The 15,462-nt window shown below is 71.7% G+C and carries 19 protein-coding genes and 4 tRNA genes; 12 read left to right on the top strand and 11 right to left on the bottom strand.

All coding sequences use genetic code 11. The features are described 5' to 3' along the window. Window positions 1-5: 5 nt before the first annotated feature. The 3 genes from C1729_RS11055 to C1729_RS11045 all read right to left on the bottom strand — a co-directional run bounded on the left by C1729_RS11055 (window position 6) and on the right by C1729_RS11045 (window position 1,615). Window positions 6-554 carry a hypothetical protein gene (locus C1729_RS11055; protein ID WP_102509989.1) on the bottom strand — a complete coding sequence of 183 codons (549 nt, stop codon included), beginning with the start codon at window positions 552-554 and terminating at the stop codon, window positions 6-8. Window positions 555-566: 12 nt separating this feature from the next. Further along, entirely contained in the window at window positions 567-1,004 is a 438-nt protein-coding gene (locus C1729_RS11050; RefSeq protein ID WP_207204608.1) for a ribosomal maturation YjgA family protein, read from the bottom strand. A gap of 107 nt (window positions 1,005-1,111) precedes the next feature. Next, entirely contained in the window at window positions 1,112-1,615 is a 504-nt protein-coding gene (locus C1729_RS11045) for a DUF5680 domain-containing protein (RefSeq protein WP_207204607.1), read from the bottom strand. Between the two features lie 45 nt (window positions 1,616-1,660). On the opposite strand from C1729_RS11045, the gene C1729_RS11040 reads away from it, so the two are divergent. The 4 genes from C1729_RS11040 to C1729_RS11025 all read left to right on the top strand — a co-directional run bounded on the left by C1729_RS11040 (window position 1,661) and on the right by C1729_RS11025 (window position 3,530). After that, window positions 1,661-1,736 (top strand) — tRNA-Lys (locus tag C1729_RS11040). A gap of 70 nt (window positions 1,737-1,806) precedes the next feature. Further along, window positions 1,807-2,199 carry an excalibur calcium-binding domain-containing protein gene (locus C1729_RS11035; RefSeq protein WP_102509987.1) on the top strand — a complete coding sequence of 131 codons (393 nt, stop codon included), beginning with the start codon at window positions 1,807-1,809 and terminating at the stop codon, window positions 2,197-2,199. 66 nt (window positions 2,200-2,265) lie between these two features. Further along, window positions 2,266-2,580, top strand: a complete 315-nt coding sequence (locus tag C1729_RS11030; protein ID WP_102509986.1) for a hypothetical protein — start codon at window positions 2,266-2,268, stop codon at window positions 2,578-2,580. An 86-nt stretch (window positions 2,581-2,666) separates the two neighbouring features. Beyond that, window positions 2,667-3,530 carry a glycerophosphodiester phosphodiesterase gene (locus C1729_RS11025; protein WP_102509985.1) on the top strand — a complete coding sequence of 288 codons (864 nt, stop codon included), beginning with the start codon at window positions 2,667-2,669 and terminating at the stop codon, window positions 3,528-3,530. Between the two features lie 85 nt (window positions 3,531-3,615). Here the strand turns inward: C1729_RS11025 and C1729_RS11020 are convergent, their stop codons facing one another. The 5 genes from C1729_RS11020 to C1729_RS11000 all read right to left on the bottom strand — a co-directional run bounded on the left by C1729_RS11020 (window position 3,616) and on the right by C1729_RS11000 (window position 6,449). Next, window positions 3,616-4,563, bottom strand: coding sequence for an alpha/beta hydrolase (locus tag C1729_RS11020; protein ID WP_102509984.1), 948 nt, complete (start codon window positions 4,561-4,563; stop codon window positions 3,616-3,618). 7 nt (window positions 4,564-4,570) lie between these two features. Next, window positions 4,571-6,007: an MFS transporter gene (locus C1729_RS11015; RefSeq protein WP_102509983.1), complete on the bottom strand. Its 1,437-nt coding sequence runs from the start codon at window positions 6,005-6,007 to the stop codon at window positions 4,571-4,573. Between the two features lie 151 nt (window positions 6,008-6,158). Beyond that, window positions 6,159-6,231: transfer RNA gene (locus tag C1729_RS11010), tRNA-Phe, on the bottom strand. 43 nt (window positions 6,232-6,274) lie between these two features. Then, a tRNA-Asp gene (locus tag C1729_RS11005) sits at window positions 6,275-6,348 on the bottom strand. 28 nt (window positions 6,349-6,376) lie between these two features. After that, window positions 6,377-6,449: transfer RNA gene (locus C1729_RS11000), tRNA-Glu, on the bottom strand. Between the two features lie 153 nt (window positions 6,450-6,602). Here C1729_RS11000 and C1729_RS10995 point away from each other — a divergent pair. From C1729_RS10995 to C1729_RS10980, 4 genes are all read left to right on the top strand, one after another. Beyond that, a complete protein-coding gene (locus C1729_RS10995) occupies window positions 6,603-6,941 on the top strand; it encodes a metallopeptidase family protein (protein WP_102510650.1) in 339 nt (112 codons plus the stop codon). Between the two features lie 48 nt (window positions 6,942-6,989). Next, entirely contained in the window at window positions 6,990-7,973 is a 984-nt protein-coding gene (galE, locus tag C1729_RS10990) for a UDP-glucose 4-epimerase GalE (protein WP_102509982.1), read from the top strand. A gap of 95 nt (window positions 7,974-8,068) precedes the next feature. Beyond that, window positions 8,069-8,476: a phage holin family protein gene (locus C1729_RS10985; RefSeq protein WP_102509981.1), complete on the top strand. Its 408-nt coding sequence runs from the start codon at window positions 8,069-8,071 to the stop codon at window positions 8,474-8,476. Continuing rightward, on the top strand, window positions 8,473-8,778 hold the full coding sequence (locus C1729_RS10980) for a DUF3618 domain-containing protein (protein ID WP_129590737.1): 306 nt from the start codon (window positions 8,473-8,475) through the stop codon (window positions 8,776-8,778). The genes C1729_RS10985 and C1729_RS10980 overlap by 4 nt, the downstream gene beginning before the upstream one ends. Window positions 8,779-8,871: 93 nt before the next feature. Here the strand turns inward: C1729_RS10980 and C1729_RS10975 are convergent, their stop codons facing one another. Continuing rightward, on the bottom strand, window positions 8,872-9,084 hold the full coding sequence (locus C1729_RS10975; RefSeq protein ID WP_102509979.1) for a BldC family transcriptional regulator: 213 nt from the start codon (window positions 9,082-9,084) through the stop codon (window positions 8,872-8,874). A 344-nt stretch (window positions 9,085-9,428) separates the two neighbouring features. On the opposite strand from C1729_RS10975, the gene C1729_RS10970 reads away from it, so the two are divergent. Next, complete coding sequence (locus C1729_RS10970) at window positions 9,429-9,608, top strand: DUF3073 domain-containing protein (protein ID WP_102509978.1); 180 nt, start codon at window positions 9,429-9,431, stop codon at window positions 9,606-9,608. Between the two features lie 198 nt (window positions 9,609-9,806). Here C1729_RS10970 and purM read toward each other — a convergent pair whose 3' ends face one another. Both purM and purF read right to left on the bottom strand, forming a co-directional pair. Next, window positions 9,807-10,910, bottom strand: coding sequence for a phosphoribosylformylglycinamidine cyclo-ligase (gene purM / locus C1729_RS10965; protein WP_102509977.1), 1,104 nt, complete (start codon window positions 10,908-10,910; stop codon window positions 9,807-9,809). A 71-nt stretch (window positions 10,911-10,981) separates the two neighbouring features. Then, on the bottom strand, window positions 10,982-12,526 hold the full coding sequence (gene purF / locus C1729_RS10960; RefSeq protein ID WP_102509976.1) for an amidophosphoribosyltransferase: 1,545 nt from the start codon (window positions 12,524-12,526) through the stop codon (window positions 10,982-10,984). Between the two features lie 204 nt (window positions 12,527-12,730). Here purF and C1729_RS10955 point away from each other — a divergent pair, with 204 nt between their 5' ends. The 3 genes from C1729_RS10955 to C1729_RS10945 are packed head-to-tail and all read left to right on the top strand — an operon-like array spanning window position 12,731 to window position 15,448. Next, complete coding sequence (locus C1729_RS10955; protein WP_102509975.1) at window positions 12,731-13,768, top strand: sulfate ABC transporter substrate-binding protein; 1,038 nt, start codon at window positions 12,731-12,733, stop codon at window positions 13,766-13,768. Continuing rightward, the gene (gene cysT, locus C1729_RS10950; RefSeq protein WP_102509974.1) at window positions 13,765-14,646 is read left to right on the top strand and encodes a sulfate ABC transporter permease subunit CysT; all 882 of its coding nucleotides are present in this window, start codon (window positions 13,765-13,767) and stop codon (window positions 14,644-14,646) included. Before C1729_RS10955 ends, cysT begins: the two co-directional genes overlap by 4 nt. Continuing rightward, window positions 14,633-15,448 carry a sulfate ABC transporter permease gene (locus C1729_RS10945; RefSeq protein ID WP_102509973.1) on the top strand — a complete coding sequence of 272 codons (816 nt, stop codon included), beginning with the start codon at window positions 14,633-14,635 and terminating at the stop codon, window positions 15,446-15,448. Before cysT ends, C1729_RS10945 begins: the two co-directional genes overlap by 14 nt. Window positions 15,449-15,462 lie beyond the last annotated feature (14 nt).

Here is a 15,462-nt window from a genome sequence, read left to right as displayed (position 1 = left end):
CCCGGTCAGGACGTTGCGAGGCGCGCCGCGAGCGCGTCGCGCGCCTGCTGCGCGACGGGCCGCACGGCCTTGTCGCGGTCCGAGAAGTGACGGGCGATGACCGCCTGATGCTCGGCGCTGCCCTGCGCGGCGAGGGCCCGCAGCGCGGCGCTGCGGACGCGGGCGTTCGTGTCGTCCGTCAGCGCGACGATCTCGTCGAGGGCGGGCAAGTTCCGCTCGAGGACGACGCGCAGGCACATCTCGCGCACGCGCCACGCACGGTTGCGCAGTCCGGCGAGGACGGGCTCGGTCGCGGAGTCGTCCCAGACGTGGAGGAGCGCCCGGGCGCCCCAGAGCTCAGGCCAGTAGAGGGCGGGCGCCCCGTCGAGGATCCCGAGGCCGTGCCGGCCTCCCGCGTAGAGGAGGAAGTCCTTGCCGGCGTTCTCCCCGCGCAGCAGCGCGATGGCGCGCTGCTCGACGGTCTGCGCGCCGTAGTGCTCAACGGCGGCGCGGAGCCGCTCGCCCGTCGGCAGGTCGAGGGGGATGTCCGGGTGGTGGTTCAGCTTCTTGTCCATGGCGCTGCCAGCCTAGCCCTGCCGTTGTCGGGGCACGGACTGGGCGGCGTCCGGCGCGTGCGAGTGGGTGCGCGCTCGGAGCCGTGGCACGAGACTGTCGACTGCCGCGGCGAGGGCCGCGCCGACGATGGCGACGACGAGGTCAGGCGCGACGAACGTCGAGCCGAGCACGTAGCGTGCGGCTGGGATCGTCTCGGCGAGCGCGGCGGGCAGGCCGGTGAGCTGCAGCAGCTCGATCCCGACGCCGAGCGCGGCCGCCACGGCACCGAGCGTCACTGATCGCGCGCGCGGTGCGACGAGCGCGCACAGCATGACGAGCATCGCCGCGTAGAGCAGTCCGCCGGCGACGTCCCCGGCGGTGCCGGGGAGCAGACGTGCGGCGAGCCCGACGGGCACGAGCAGCACGACGACGACGGCGAGCCCCGCACGGCTCCGGGGTGCGCGCGTCACTTCTGGGCGGCTTCGATGCGGGCCCCGAAGGCTTGGACGAAACGCTCGCGCCACCGGGACGGTCTCCCCTCGGTCGGCTCCCTGCGCCGCTGCGTGCTCCTGCCCCGTCATGGCGGCCACGCTAGTGCCCGGGCGCGAGCAGCGGAACCCGTCGCAACCGGCAACCTACGGCACGACGAGCCCGCGGAAGTAGTCGAGCGATAGGCCTCCTCACCCCCGACGAGAATGGCCTCACGCCCGTGGAACCGCGCAACGTCACCGGTCGACACGTCAACGTACGTCCCGTGCTCGCCGACGTGCTTGAAACCCCCGAGGAAACGACCCTCGGCGTACATCGCGGTGAGCGCGGCATCGATCGTTAACCCCGCACGCTCCCCGTCGATGAGGTCCGACCGCCGGACGGCCCCGTAGTAGCTCATGGCCCACACGGGAACGTCGTCGCGCCAACCGAGGTCGTGAGACCCCGTCCGCGACGCCGGCGCGGGGTCCCCGCCACCCACGTACGTCGCGGCCTTCTCCGCGACGACGATCGAGCTGAGCTCGAGCAGGTCATTGCTTCCTCCGTCCGATCCACCCCGGGAGGGTGGGGTGCCCAGCATGTCGTCAGCCACGGACATTCCACGTCGCTGCCCTGCGGTCGCACTAGACTCACGCTCGGGCCTCTAGCTCAGCTGGCAGAGCATCGGACTTTTAATCCGCGGGTCGTGGGTTCGAGCCCCACGGGGCCCACCAAGATCTCCCTGCGAGAACACTAGGACTCGAAACCTGTCGAGCGCCGCGCGCAGCCGTTACGCTGCGGGCCATGAACCGTCGCCTCGTGTCGCTCGCGCTCGCCGCTGCGCTCCTTCCCGCTGCCCTCGTCGCTGTCCCCGCGGGCGCGGTGACCGCGCCCGTCGAGGCGGCGCCCGTCCTGGCCGCGTCCGTCGTGGCCACGCCGTCGACGGTCGCCGCCGCAGCGCCGTCGAGCGTCGCCGTCGGAGGCGCCGCGAAGGCGAAGAAGTACAAGAACTGCACGGCGCTCAACAAGGCGTACCGCGGCGGGGTCGCGCGCGACTCGAAGGCCGTCAACACGAAGACCGTCCGCGGCAAGAAGGTCAAGGCGGCGTCGACGTACCGGCCGAAGGTCTCGAAGGCCCTCTACACGGTGAACAAGGGACTCGACCGCGACAAGGACGGCATCGCCTGCGAGAAGTGACCCGTCCTCGTCACGCAGCCGCGGAGGTGGAAGAATCGGCCCACACGCCGACGAAGGGGATCTGTCATGACGACGACGCCGGACCGCACGACTGCCATCGGACCGACGCAGGGTCAGTGGCTCGACAAGCACGCCTCGTCGCTCGCACCGGACGACCAGGCGACGGCGCGCCCGTGGAAGGCGGTGACGGTCGTCATCGCGGTAGCGCTCGCGTCGGGTCTCATCGGTTTCGGCGTCGGTGCGTCCCTCGGCGCGGACGACAAGGACGCGCGGCTCCAGGTCGTCGACCTCACGACGGAGCTCAAGGAGGCGCAGCGTCAGCGGGAGATCCTGCAGCAGCGCGTCACGGAGCTCGAGCAGGCCACGGGTCAGGCGGGCTGAGCCGGCCCCACGCCCACCCTTCGCTCCCACACACGCCGCCCCACACCCGTCGCCCCGCCCGGAGACGGCGCGGTAGCGTCGGGCACGTGCCGCAGATCATCGCCCACCGGGGCGCTTCCGCCACCTTCCCCGAGCACACGCGTGCCGCGTACGTCGAGGCTCTCGCGCAGGGCGCGGACGGCCTCGAGTGCGACGTCCAGCTGACGGCCGACGGGGTCGTCGTGCTGTGGCACGACGCGACGCTCGACCGCACGTCGGACGCGAGCGGCCCGCTCCATGAGCGCACGCTCGCGGAGCTGCGGGCGCTCGACGTGTGGTCGTGGAAGGGTGTCGGCGCGCCGCCGGCGTCGCACGGCACGCCCGAGGAGCAGCTGCTCACACTCACGGACCTCGTCGATCTCGCCGTCGGAGCAGGACGCCCGGTGACGCTCGTCGTCGAGCTCAAGCATCCGAGCCCTGCGGGGCACGGCCTCGAGGACGCGGTGCTCACGACGCTCGAGGCCGCCGGGTGGGACGCAACGTCGGGACGGATCGGGGCGACGAGCGTCGACGTGACGTTCATGAGCTTCTCCCCCGCGTCCCAACGCCATCTCGCTGCGCGGGTGCCGGCGGAGCGGCTCATGTTCCTCGTCGACGAGGTGGGTGACGCGGACCTCGTCGCTGAGCTCGCGCCGGACGGTGGAGCGGATGCGACCGCGGTCGCGCGGCTGCGCGCGCTCGTCGCCGAGGCCCGTGCGGACGTCGTCGCGGGCCGCATCGGCGGCCTGGGGCCGTCCGTCGCGTGGTGCCGCGCCCACCCCGACGAGGTGCGGGCGGCGGTCGCGCTCGGCCGGACGGTGCGGGTGTGGACGGTCGACGACGCTGCCGACGCGCACTTCCTCGTCGGGCTGGGCGTCACAGGTCTCACGACGAACCGGCCGGGCGCGCTCCGCGCCGAGCTCGAGGGCTGAGCTCGAGGGCTGAGCTCGAGGGCTGAGCTCGAGGGCTGAGCTCGAGGGCTGAGGGCCCGTGCGTCACGCGCGACGCCGTCCGGCGCTACCGCGCGGTCGCGCCCGGCGCGTTCGTGCGCACCTCGAGCCACGCGAGGACGTGCCGCAGGTAGGCGTCGCGCACGGGCGACGGCGAGAGCGTGAGGTCGTGCAGGCCGCCCTCGAACCGTTCGAGGGTGACGTCCGGCCCGACGAGGTGCGCGCGGTCGGCGATCTGCTCGACGTCGAGCACGCGGTCGCCGCCCGGCCCCGACGTCGTCGACGCGGCGACGAGCACGGGGACCCTGACGTCGAGCCCGCGCGCGAGGCGGGCATGTCCCCGCCGCACCGCGCGCATCCAGCCGGCCCTCACGGGCACGCCTGCGGGGCTCTTCCACGCCGGGTCGAAGTCCCACTCACCGCCGTGGGCGCGCAGCAGGTCGTGCGCGTAGCCCGACGGGGAGGCGTGAACGATCCGCTCGGGGTCCCACGGCGCGACCCGGTCGAGGATCGCCGTGCCGACCGTGCGGTCGAACCACGGGGCGTCGAGGTCGAACCACGGGGAGTTGAGCACGAGCGCGTCGAGGACGACCTTGCGGCGCATCGAGTGCGCCCACAGCGCGGCGGTGAGCCCGCCGGTCGAGTGCGCGTGCACGGCGAGCACGTCGTGGTCGCGCCGGATCCACGCGGCGACGCGCGTCAGCTCCTCGGAGTAGACCCGCAGGTCGGTGACGTAGTGCGGCAGCTGCCAGGGCCGCAGGGAGCGGCCGGCGGCGCGCAGGTCGAGCCCGTAGACGTCCCACCCGGCATCGTCGAACGCCTCGGCGACGTGCGTCTGGAAGACGTAGTCGTTGAAGCCGTGCACGAGGAGCACCGCGCGACGCCGCGGCGGCGCGTCTGGGCCGCGCGGCACGTGGCGGACGAGCGTCGCGACGACGGGGCCGCGCTCGTCGCCCGGCAGGTCGAACGTCGACCGCTCGTAGCCGTCGCCAAGGACGTCAGGAACCCAGCGCACGGGCGCCTCAGGCTGCGGTGACGTCGTCGACGGTGCGGTCCGCGTCCGCCGGGACGCCCGGGACGGGCAGGAGCAGGACGAGGCCGATGAGCAGCACGAGCATGAGCCCGAGGATACCGACGTGCGACTGGCCCGAGACGGAGATGAACACCGCCCACGCGGCCGGCGCCATGAAGCTCGCGGCGCGGCCGGTCGTCGCGTAGAGACCGAAGATCTCCGACTCGCGGCCCGGCGGCGTGCGTCGCAGAAGGAGGGCGCGGCTCGACGACTGCGCGGGGCCGACGAACACGCACAGCAGCAGGCCGAAGATCCAGAAGATCGTCTGCCCGCCGTCGTGGAGGACGAACACCGCGAGCCCCGAGACGAGCAGCCCCACGAGCGACGTCACGATGATCGCCTTGGGCCCGACCCGGTCCTCGACGAAGCCCGCGATGATCGTCGCGACGCCCGAGACGACGTTCGCGGCGATCGCGAAGACGATGACGCCCGACGCCGAGAACCCGAACGACACCGACGCGATGACGGCACCGAACGTGAACACGCCGGCGAGCCCGTCGCGGTACACCGCGGACGCGATGAGAAACCGCAGGACGTCCCGGCGGTCGCGCCACAGCGTCGCGATGTCCGCGAAGAGCTTGCGGTAGGAGCCGACGATGTCGAGGCGCGCGCGGCTGCGGGACGCCGTCACCTCGGGCACGGCCACAAGGACGGGCACCGCGAACGCGCCGAACCACAGGGCGGAGACGAGGACGGCGACGCGGATGTCCATGCCGTTCTCGCCGGTGACGCCGAACCAGCCGACCTCGGGGTTGATGAACCCGACGAAGAGGATGAGGAGCAGGACGATCCCGCCGATGTACCCGGCACCCCAGCCGATGCCCGAGATCCGCCCGATGTTCTTGCGCGTCGACACCTGCGAGAGCGTCGCGTTGTAGTTGACGGACGCGAGCTCGAAGAAGACGTTGCCGACGGCGAGCAGGAAGATGCCGAGCAGGAGGTTCTGCGTGAGCGAGCCCGGGTCGGGTGTCACGAGGAACATCGCCGCGCTGATCGCGACCGTGATGCCCGTGTGGATGCCGAGCCACAGTCGTCGGCGGCCCGAGTCGTCGGACCGTGCGCCCGTCACGGGAGCGATGAGCGCGATGAGCAGTCCGGCCGCGGCGAGGCCCCAGCCGAGCCACGACGAGTGGTCCGCGAGAACGGAGTCGAGAGCCGCCTTGGCGGGGCCGCCGACCGTCCCCGCCGCGACCTCGGCGTCGGCCGCGTCGACGACGCTCGCGTCGACGAACGCCTCGGACGTGAGCCAGCGCGTGAAGACGAACGTCGTGATGACGGCGTTGAACGCGGCCGAGCCCCAGTCCCACAGCGCCCAGGCGACGACCTTGCGCGCAGGGACGGGGGCGGTGGGGGTGTCGTCAGCGACGTGGGTGGCCTCGAAGGTCATGGTCGGATCGTAGGCCCATCGTCCTGCGCGCGCGTGAACGCCACCCGGCCGGGCGGTGTCGCGTCGCCGCCAGGCAGCGGCGTCGCAGCCGTGGACGGAGCGCGGGGAACGAGGAAGGCCCCGTCCTCACGGACGGGGCCTTCCTGTGCTGTGGCCACTGGCAGGGTCGAACTGCCGACCTTTCGATTTTCAGTCGAACGCTCTACCAACTGAGCTAAGTGGCCGTAGCCGACAACGCCCGGCCTTGTGGACCGGGCGCTGATCGAGCGACCCCGACGGGACTTGAACCCGCGACCTCCGCCGTGACAGGGCGGCGCGCTAACCAACTGCGCTACGGGGCCTTGACGTGCAAGACCTTGATCTTACTAGTACCCCCAACGGGATTCGAACCCGTGCTACCGCCGTGAAAGGGCGGCGTCCTAGGCCGCTAGACGATGGGGGCCTAGTCCATCTCGCCGATCCGCCGAAGAGGCCGAGCCGCTGAGGACTTGCGTAACTATATGCGGGTCCGGGCCCGCACGCAAAATCGGCGCGATCCCGCGGCCGGGAGGCGTGCAGAATCGCCATCACCTGTCACGATGGGTGCGTGATCGAGATGACCAGGGAACGCTTCGAGGAGCTCGTGAGCGACGCGCTCGACGAGATCCCGCCCGAGCTCACCGCGATGATGGACAACGTCGTCGTCCTGGTCGAGGACGACGCCCCGGCCGACGACCCCGACCTCCTCGGCCTCTACGACGGCATCCCACTCACCGAACGCACCCTCGCCTGGACCGGTCTGCCCGACCGCATCACGATCTTCCGCAACCCGACGCTCGCGATCTGCGAAACCGAGGAGGACGTCGTCGACGAGGTCGCGATCACGGTCGTCCACGAGATCGCCCACCACTTCGGCATCGACGACGACGCTCTCCACGACCTCGGGTGGGACTGAGACCGGACGTCCCGTCGCCGACACCCCGCCGCCGATAGGATCGGTTCCATGACGATCCTCGTGACCGGCGGAGCCGGCTACATCGGTGCCCATGTCGTCCGAGTGCTCCACGAGCGTGGCGAGGAGGTCGTCGTCGTCGACGACCTGTCGACCGGCCGCGCCGAGCGCATCGGCGGCGCCACCCTTGTGCACCTCGATGTCGCTTCCCCGGAGGCCGTCGGCACGCTCACCCGCACGATGCGTGACCATGACGTCACGGCCGTCATCCACTTCGCAGCGCGCAAGCAGGTCGGCGAGTCCGTCGAGCGCCCCGCGTACTACTACCAGCAGAACGTCGGCGGCCTCACGAACGTCATCAGCGCGATGGAGGCGGCCGGCGTCGACCGCCTCGTCTTCTCGTCGTCGGCCGCGACATACGGCATGCCCGCCGTCTCCCTCGTCGAGGAGAAGCTCCACGCCGAGCCCATCAACCCCTACGGCGAGACGAAACTCATCGGCGAGTGGCTCGGCCGCGCGGCAACCCGCGCCTGGGGCCTGCGCTTCGTCGCGCTCCGCTACTTCAACGTCGCGGGCGCCGGCTGGGACGAGCTCGGCGACCCGGCGATCCTCAACCTCATCCCCATGGTCCTCGACCGTGTCGAGCGCGGTGAGCGCCCTGCGATCTTCGGCGACGACTACCCGACGCCCGACGGCACGTGCATCCGCGACTACATCCACGTGCTCGACCTCGCCGAGGCGCACGTCGCCGCACTCGGGTACCTCGCCGAGGACACGCGCGAGCACGACGTCTTCAACGTCGGCACGGGTCGGGGAGCCTCGGTGCGTGAGGTCATCGACGGCCTCGCCGAGGTCTCCGGCGTGACGATGGACGCCGAGATCAAGCCGCGCCGCGCGGGCGACCCGCCGCACCTCGTCGCGTCGCCCGAGCGCATCAACACGGTCCTCGGCTGGCACGCGACCCGGACGTTCGACGACATCCTCACGTCGGCGTGGAACGCGTGGCAGGCCGGCCCGCGTCGCATCGAGTCCTGACGGGCCACGGGTCGTCTCCGGTTGAGGGCCGCGGCCCTTCGCTGCAAGAGTGGACCAAGGCGCAACGCGCGCATCGCCGACGAAGGTAGGTTGACATGAGCACCACCGACGACCCACAGGGCGAGCCGAGCCTCGGCGAGCTCTTCGGCCGGCTGAGCGAGCAGACGAGCCGCCTCGTCCACGCGGAGATCGAGCTCGCCAAGGCGGAGATGAAGGCCCGGGCCATCAGGCTCGGCGCCGGGGCGGGGCTCCTCGCAGCGGCGGGCGTCCTCGCCCTCTACGCACTCGACAAGCTTTTCGACGCCGCCGCGCTGGGGCTGTCGGTCCCCCTGCCGCCCTGGCTCGGGTTCCTCATTATCGGCGTCGTGCTGCTCGCCGTCGTCGGCGTGCTCGCCGCTGTGGGGCTGCGGCTGCTCAAGGCGGGGAACCCGCCCGCGCCGTCGCGGGCGGCTGCCAACCTCAAGGACGACGTCGAGGCGCTCAAGAAGGGACTCGGACGATGATGGCCAAGGAACCGATCACCGTGACCGACCCCGGCATCGTCGCGGCAGAGGCGGCCGTGCGCGCCGCGCGCGGCGACCTCACCGCGACCGTCGACGCCCTCGCGGCGCGGCTCGATCCCCGGGTCAAGGCGCAGGAGGCGGCGACGGCCGCCAAGACGGCCGTGCACGACGCTCAGGGACTCCTCTCGGGGCACGGCTTCCCTGCCGAGGATCCGAAGCGGTCGCGGAACGTCAAGCTCCTCGCGGGCGCCGTGCTCGGCACCGTGGCGCTCGTCGCGATCCTCGTCATCCGCCGACGCTGACGGGGTCGGCACGGCGAGACGCCGATGGCCGGGAACCCTCGAAGGTTCCCGGCCATCGGTGTCTCCGCCCCGTGGACGGGGGCGGTAGGCGTGTCAGACGCTCGGCGTGCCTGCCTCGGAGGAGCCGGCGCTCAGCAGAGCGAGCACCTCCGCCTCGCGGTAGCGGCGGTGGCCACCGAGGGTGCGGATCGCCGAGATCTTGCCAGCCTTCGCCCAGCGGGTCACCGTCTTCGGGTCGACGCGGAACAGGCTCGCCACCTCGGCGGGGGTGAGCAGAACTTCGGACTCAGTGCCGTGGACGGGCATAGTCACTCCTTAGAAAGTGTTCAGTTACTGCATGATGTTCCCACCTGCAAGTGAGAAGCGTAGCAAGTCCAGCTGATGATCCCGTGAGATATGAGCCACTAATCTCCGAATCAGGACCTACGACCTCATCGTCGCGCGATTCCGCGCCTCGCGCCAACGGTGGCCGACACCCTGTTCGCGGACGGCGGAACCGGTCCCCGCGACCCTCGTCACGTTGTCGGAAAGTGGTCGGAACCCGTCCGCCTCATGTACCGTGGGCCTCGAATGAGACACCACGAGGGGCCGCCCGCGTCCGGAGCCGACGCAGGGCCTGTCCCGCCTCGACTCAAAGGGAGGTCGGAGCCATGGGCCGCGGCCGTCAGAAGGCGAAGCAGACCAAGGTCGCTCGCGAGCTGAAGTACTACACGCCTCCCACGGACATCAAGGCGCTCGAGCAGGAGCTCGCCCACACGAAGCGTTCGGACGTCGCGGTCGACGACCGCGAGGATGACGACCCGTACGCCAGCTGGAGCGACAAGGACTGAGCGCCGGTCCGCCCGTCGGAGCATGACTGAGGAGCGCCGCCCCTTGGGCGGCGCTCCTCGTTGTCGTGCGATCCCCCAACCCGGAGGTCGGGAGCGCCGTAGAACGGCGCTGGGGACCACCACCTCACCCACGCTGCCCGGCTCGTAGGTCGGGAGCGCCGTAGAACGGTGCCGGGGACCTCCGAGCCGGGAGCCGGGTCAGCGGTAGTCGCCCGTGAGGAGCACCGCGCCCGCCTGGACGCCCTTCGTGCCCGCGACGAGATTCTCCCGCGACGTCTCGTCCGTGAGTTCCGCCACCTCGCCGAGCACCCACGCGTCGAGCCCGAGCGCGCGGCAGCGCTCGAGCGCCGCGTCGGCCCCCTCGGCACCGACGATCGCGACCATGCCGACACCGAGGTTGAGCGTGTTCTCGAGGTCACCACGCGGCACGCTGCCGAGCTCGCGCACGAGCTGGAAGATCGCGGGCACCTCCCACGAGCCACGGTCGACCGTCGCGACGAGGCCCGCAGGCAGGACGCGCGCAAGGTTCGCCGCGAGCCCACCGCCGGTGACGTGCGTGAACGCGTGGACCTGCGCGGCCTCGTCGGCCGCGAGGGCGAGGCAGTCGGACGCGTAGACCTTCGTCGGCTCGAGCAGCTCCTCGCCGAGGGTGCGGCCGAGCTCGTCAACCTGACGGTCGAGCTCCCAGCCCGCGTGACGCACGACGGCACGCACGAGCGAGTAGCCGTTCGAGTGCAGACCCGACGACGCGAGCGCGATGAGGACGTCTCCCGCGCGCACGCGGTCCGGGCCGAGCATCTTGTCGGCCTCGACGACGCCCGTCGCGGCACCCGCGACGTCGTACTCGTCGACGCCGAGCAGGCCCGGGTGCTCGGCCGTCTCACCGCCGACGAGCGCCGTGCCGGCGATCTCGCACGCCTCGGCGATGCCGCGGACGATGTCCGCGATGCGCTCGGGCACGAGCTTGCCGCACGCGATGTAGTCCGTCATGAAGAGCGGCTTGGCACCCACGACGACGATGTCGTCGACGACCATGCCGACGAGGTCGTGGCCGATCGTGTCGTGCTTGTCCATGGCCTGCGCGATCGCAACCTTCGTACCGACGCCGTCCGTGGACGTCGCGAGCAGGGGCCGCGTGTACCCGACGAGCGCGGACGCGTCGAACAGTCCGGCGAAGCCACCGACACCACCAAGGACCTCGGGGCCGTGCGTCGCGCGCACCGCGCCCTTCATGAGCTCGACGGCCTTGTCACCGGCCTCCGTGTCGACGCCGGCGGCGGCGTAGGTGATCGGCTCGGTCATGTGGCTCTCCTTGGTCGTGTCCGCCCGCGGGGTCCCCGCGGGCCGGGCGGTGCCGGGCGTGCCGGCCGGGGTCAGGGGTGGTCGAGGGCGGTCGCGCCGCCCGCACCGACGGCGAGGTTCCGCAGGCCGGCCTCGGGCTCGCCGAGCGCGGCGGGGGCCTCGAGGAGGTTCTTGCCGAGCTTGTCGTCGGCCGGGAGGTCGATCGGGTAGTCGCCCGTGAAGCATGCGGTGCAGAGCTTCTCGCGGGGCTGCTCCGTCGCCTCGATCATGCCCTCGAGCGAGATGTAGCCGAGGGAGTCGGCGCCGAGCGAGCTCGCGATCGCGTCGGTGTCGAGGCCGTTGGCGATGAGCTCGGCGCGCGACGCGAAGTCGATGCCGTAGAAGCAGGGCCACTTGACGGGCGGCGCGGAGATCCGGATGTGGACTTCGGCGGCGCCGGCCTCGCGGAGCATGCGGACGAGGGCGCGCTGAGTGTTGCCGCGGACGATCGAGTCGTCGACGACGACGAGCCGCTTGCCGCGGATGATGTCGCGCAGCGGGTTGAGCTTGAGGCGGATGCCGAGCTGGCGCAGGGTGTCGGACGGCTGGATGAACGTGCGCCCGACGTAGGCGTTCTTCGTGAGGCCCTGGCCGAAGGGGATGCCCGAGCCCTGTGCGTAGCCGACGGCCGCGGGCGTACCGGACTCGGGGACGGGGATGACGAGGTCCGCGTCGACGGGGTGCTCGGCGGCGAGGCGGCGGCCCATCTCGACGCGCGCGGCGTGGACCGAACGGCCCGAGATCGAGGTGTCGGGGCGCGCGAGGTAGACGTACTCGAAGACACAGCCGGCGCGCTTGACCTCGGCGAAGCGCTGCGAGCGCAGGCCGTCGCCGTCGATCGTGATCATCTCGCCGGGCTCGACCTCGCGGACGAACGAGGCGCCGACGATGTCGAGGGCGCTCGTCTCGGAGGCGACGACCCAGCCGCGCTCGAGGCGGCCGAGGACGAGGGGGCGCACGCCCTGCGGATCACGTGCCGCGTAGAGCGTGTGCTCGTCCATGAAGACGAGCGAGAACGCGCCGCGGAGCTTCGGCAGGACCTCAAGGGCCGTCTGCTCGAGCGTGTGGTCCTCGTCGCCGTGGAAGAGCGCGGTGACGAGCGCGGTGTCGGTCGTGTTGCCGCGCGCGAGCTCGCCGCGCGCCTGCTGGCCGTAGCGCTCGGTGACGAGCTCGAGGAGCTCGGCGGAGTTGACGAGGTTGCCGTTGTGGGCGAGGGCGACGGTGCCCGACGACGTCGCGCCGAGCGTCGGCTGAGCGTTCTCCCACGTCACCCCGCCCGTCGTCGAGTAGCGGCAGTGGCCGAGGGCGATGTGGCCGCGGAGTGCGTCGAGCGCGGTCTCGTCGAACACCTGCGAGACGAGCCCCATGTCCTTGTAGACAAGGATCTGCGAGCCGTTGCTCGTCGCGATGCCCGCCGACTCCTGGCCACGGTGCTGGAGCGCGTAGAGCCCGAAGTACGCGAGCTTGGCGACCTCCTCACCGGGGGCCCAGACGCCGAAGACGCCGCAGGCGTCCTGCGGACCCTTCTCGTCGGGCATGAGGTCGTGATTCAGTCGTCCGTCTCCACGCAGCGCCACGGGAGAAGTCTCCCACAGCGCCCACGGGCCACGGCAGGGCGCCAGCATGCGGACCGCGGGGCGCCGCGGCGGACCTCGTCCCAGGTCGGCGGCTTCACGTCTCAGGATTCAAAACGGACGCTTCGATCTGGAGCGTTCTGGTCGGGAAGGCCGTACGTTCCTCGACACCGGCCCGAGCCACGGGCCCGCCGGAAGGATCAGGACATGCCCGCACGAGACCGCCGCAGGAGCGCGACGACGGCCACGGCCGTCGCCATCCTCACGACGCTGGCGCTCGGCGCCTGCAGCCCCGAGCCGATCGGCGGCGCCGCCGCCCCCGGCACGTCCGACGCGCCGCTCTCGCTCGTCGGCTTCGCCGTCCCCAAGGCCGCGCACGACGAGGCCCAGAAGGCCTTCGCCGCGACCGCCCCGGGCGACGGCACGACGTGGACCACCTCGTACGGCGCGTCCGGCGACCAGTCACGCGCCGTCGCGAGCGGCCTCGACGCCGACGTCGTCCACCTCTCCCTCGAGGGCGACCTCACGCGCCTCGTCGACGCCGGGCTCGTCGCCGACACCTGGGACGACGACCCCCACGCCGGCATCCTCTCGACGTCCGTCGTCGTGCTCGTCGTCCGCGCCGGCAACCCCAAGAACATCCGCGGCTGGGACGACCTCGTACGCGACGACGTCGCCGTCGTCACCCCCAACCCCGGGTCCTCCGGATCCGCACGCTGGAACATCCTCGCCGCCTACGGCGCCGCCGTCGCGGACGGCACCGAGGCCGACGGCGAGACCTACCTGCGCAACCTCTTCGACCACGTCGCCGCGCTCCCCGGCTCAGGACGCGACGCCACGACCGCGTTCACCTCCGGGACGGGCGACGTCCTCCTCAGCTACGAAAACGAGGCGATCCTCGCCCGCCAGCAGGGCGAGACCTTCGAGTACGTCGTCCCCGACGCAACCCTCCTCATCGAGAACCCCGCCGCCGTCACCGTCGACGCCGACCCGCGCGGGCAGCAGTACCTCGACTTCGTCCACTCCCCCGCCGGGCAGAAGATCTTCGCGTCGAAGGGCTTCCGCCCCCTCGTCGACGTCGGCGACCTCAGCGTCCCCGGCGCGAACGACCCGGCCGACCCGTTCCCCGCACCGTCGAAGCTCTTCACCATCGCCGACCTCGGCGGCTGGACCGACGTCAACGCACGCTTCTTCGCCGACGACGGCCTCATCACCCGCATCCAGCAGGAGAAGGGCACCTCGTGACGACGACCCTCGCCCCACCGTCAGCGACCGCCCCACCGGCTCTCGACGCACCGCGCCCACGCCGCCCACGCGCAGCCCGCGGCCCGCGCGCCCTCACCCCTGCCTCGCGCGTCGGCCTCGGCGTCGGCGTCCTGTGGTTCTCGATCCTCGCGCTCATCCCCCTCGTCGCCGTCGTCGTCGAGACCTCCCAGGGCGGCTGGGACGCCTTCGCGCACGCCCTCACGACCCCGCAGACCGCCGCCGCGATCCGCCTCACCGTCCTCAACGCGCTCGGCGTCACCGTGCTCAATGCCGTCATGGGCACCGTCATCGCCTGGGTGCTCGTCCGCGACCCGTTCCCCGGCCGACGCATCCTCGAGATCGTCATCGACATCCCCTTCGCGCTGCCGACGATCGTCGCGGGCCTCGTCCTCCTCACCCTCTACGGCCCGACGAGCCCCGTCGGCGTCAACGTCGCCAACACGCAGTGGTCCGTGACCCTTGCCCTCGCGTTCGTCACCCTGCCGTTCGTCGTCCGCACCGTCCAGCCCGTCCTCGCCGAGCTCGACCGCGACGTCGAGGAGGCCGCCGCGTCCCTCGGCGCCCGCCCGTTCACCGTCCTGCGCCGTATCGTCCTGCCCGCGCTCGTCCCCGCGATCGCCGCGGGCGCCTCCCTGTCCTTCGCGCGCGGCATCTCCGAGTACGGCTCGCTCGTCCTGCTCTCGGGCAACCTCCCGATGCGCACCGAGGTCGCGTCCGTCCGGATCCTCGCCTACCTCGAGAATGGCGACCAGACGTCGGCCGCCGCCGTCGCGACCGTCCTCCTTGGCGTCTCCCTCGTCGCGCTCCTCACGCTCGACATCCTCCAGCGCCGGGTGGTGAACCGTGGCACGCACTAGCCCCTGGGTGCGCCTCACGCTGCGCACCGTCGTCATCGTCTACCTCGTGCTGCTCGTCGGCTGGCCCGTGAGCCTCGTCGTCCGCGCGACCTTCGCCGACGGCCTCACCGCCCTGCGCGACGCGCTGAGCGACCCGACCGTCGTCTTCTCGCTCAAGCTCACGGTGTCCGTCGCACTCCAGGCGACGCTCCTCAACACCGTCTTCGGCGTCGGCATCTCCCTCCTGCTCGTGCGCACCGACTTCCGCGGCAAACGGCTCCTGTCCGCACTCATCGACCTGCCCCTGTCCGTGTCGCCCGTCGTCGTCGGGCTCGCGATCGTCCTCGCGTACGGACCCCGCGGCGACTGGCTCGGGCCCTGGCTCACCAGCGCGGGCGTCGACGTCCTCTTCGCACCCCTCGGCATCGTCCTCGCGACCGCGTTCGTCTCCCTGCCCCTCGTCGTCCGCGAGGTCGTGCCCGTCCTCGAGGAGATCGGCACCGACGAGGTCCAGGCCGCCCGTTCCCTCGGCGCGAACAGCCTCCAGACGTTCTGGCGCATCACGCTGCCGTCGATCCGGTGGGCGCTCGTCTACGGCGTCGTCCTCACCCTCGCCCGCTCCCTCGGCGAGTTCGGCGCCGTGAAGATCGTGTCCGGGAACCTCGAGGGCCGCACCCAGACCGCGACGCTCCTCGTCGAGCAGCGGTACCACGACTTCGACCACGCGACCGCGTACGCCGTCGCCTTCCTCCTCGCGGCGGTGTCCGTCGCGTGCATCACCCTCGTCACCTACCTGCGGCCCGCCCACGGGAACGCACGATGAGCCTCCTCACCATC

The sequence above is a fragment of the Sanguibacter massiliensis genome, assembly GCF_900240335.1.
Taxonomy (GTDB): Bacteria; Actinomycetota; Actinomycetes; order Actinomycetales; family Cellulomonadaceae; genus Flavimobilis; species Flavimobilis massiliensis.
Note: the sequence above shows the minus strand (reverse complement) of the source record. Positions and strands in the feature narration are given on the sequence as shown.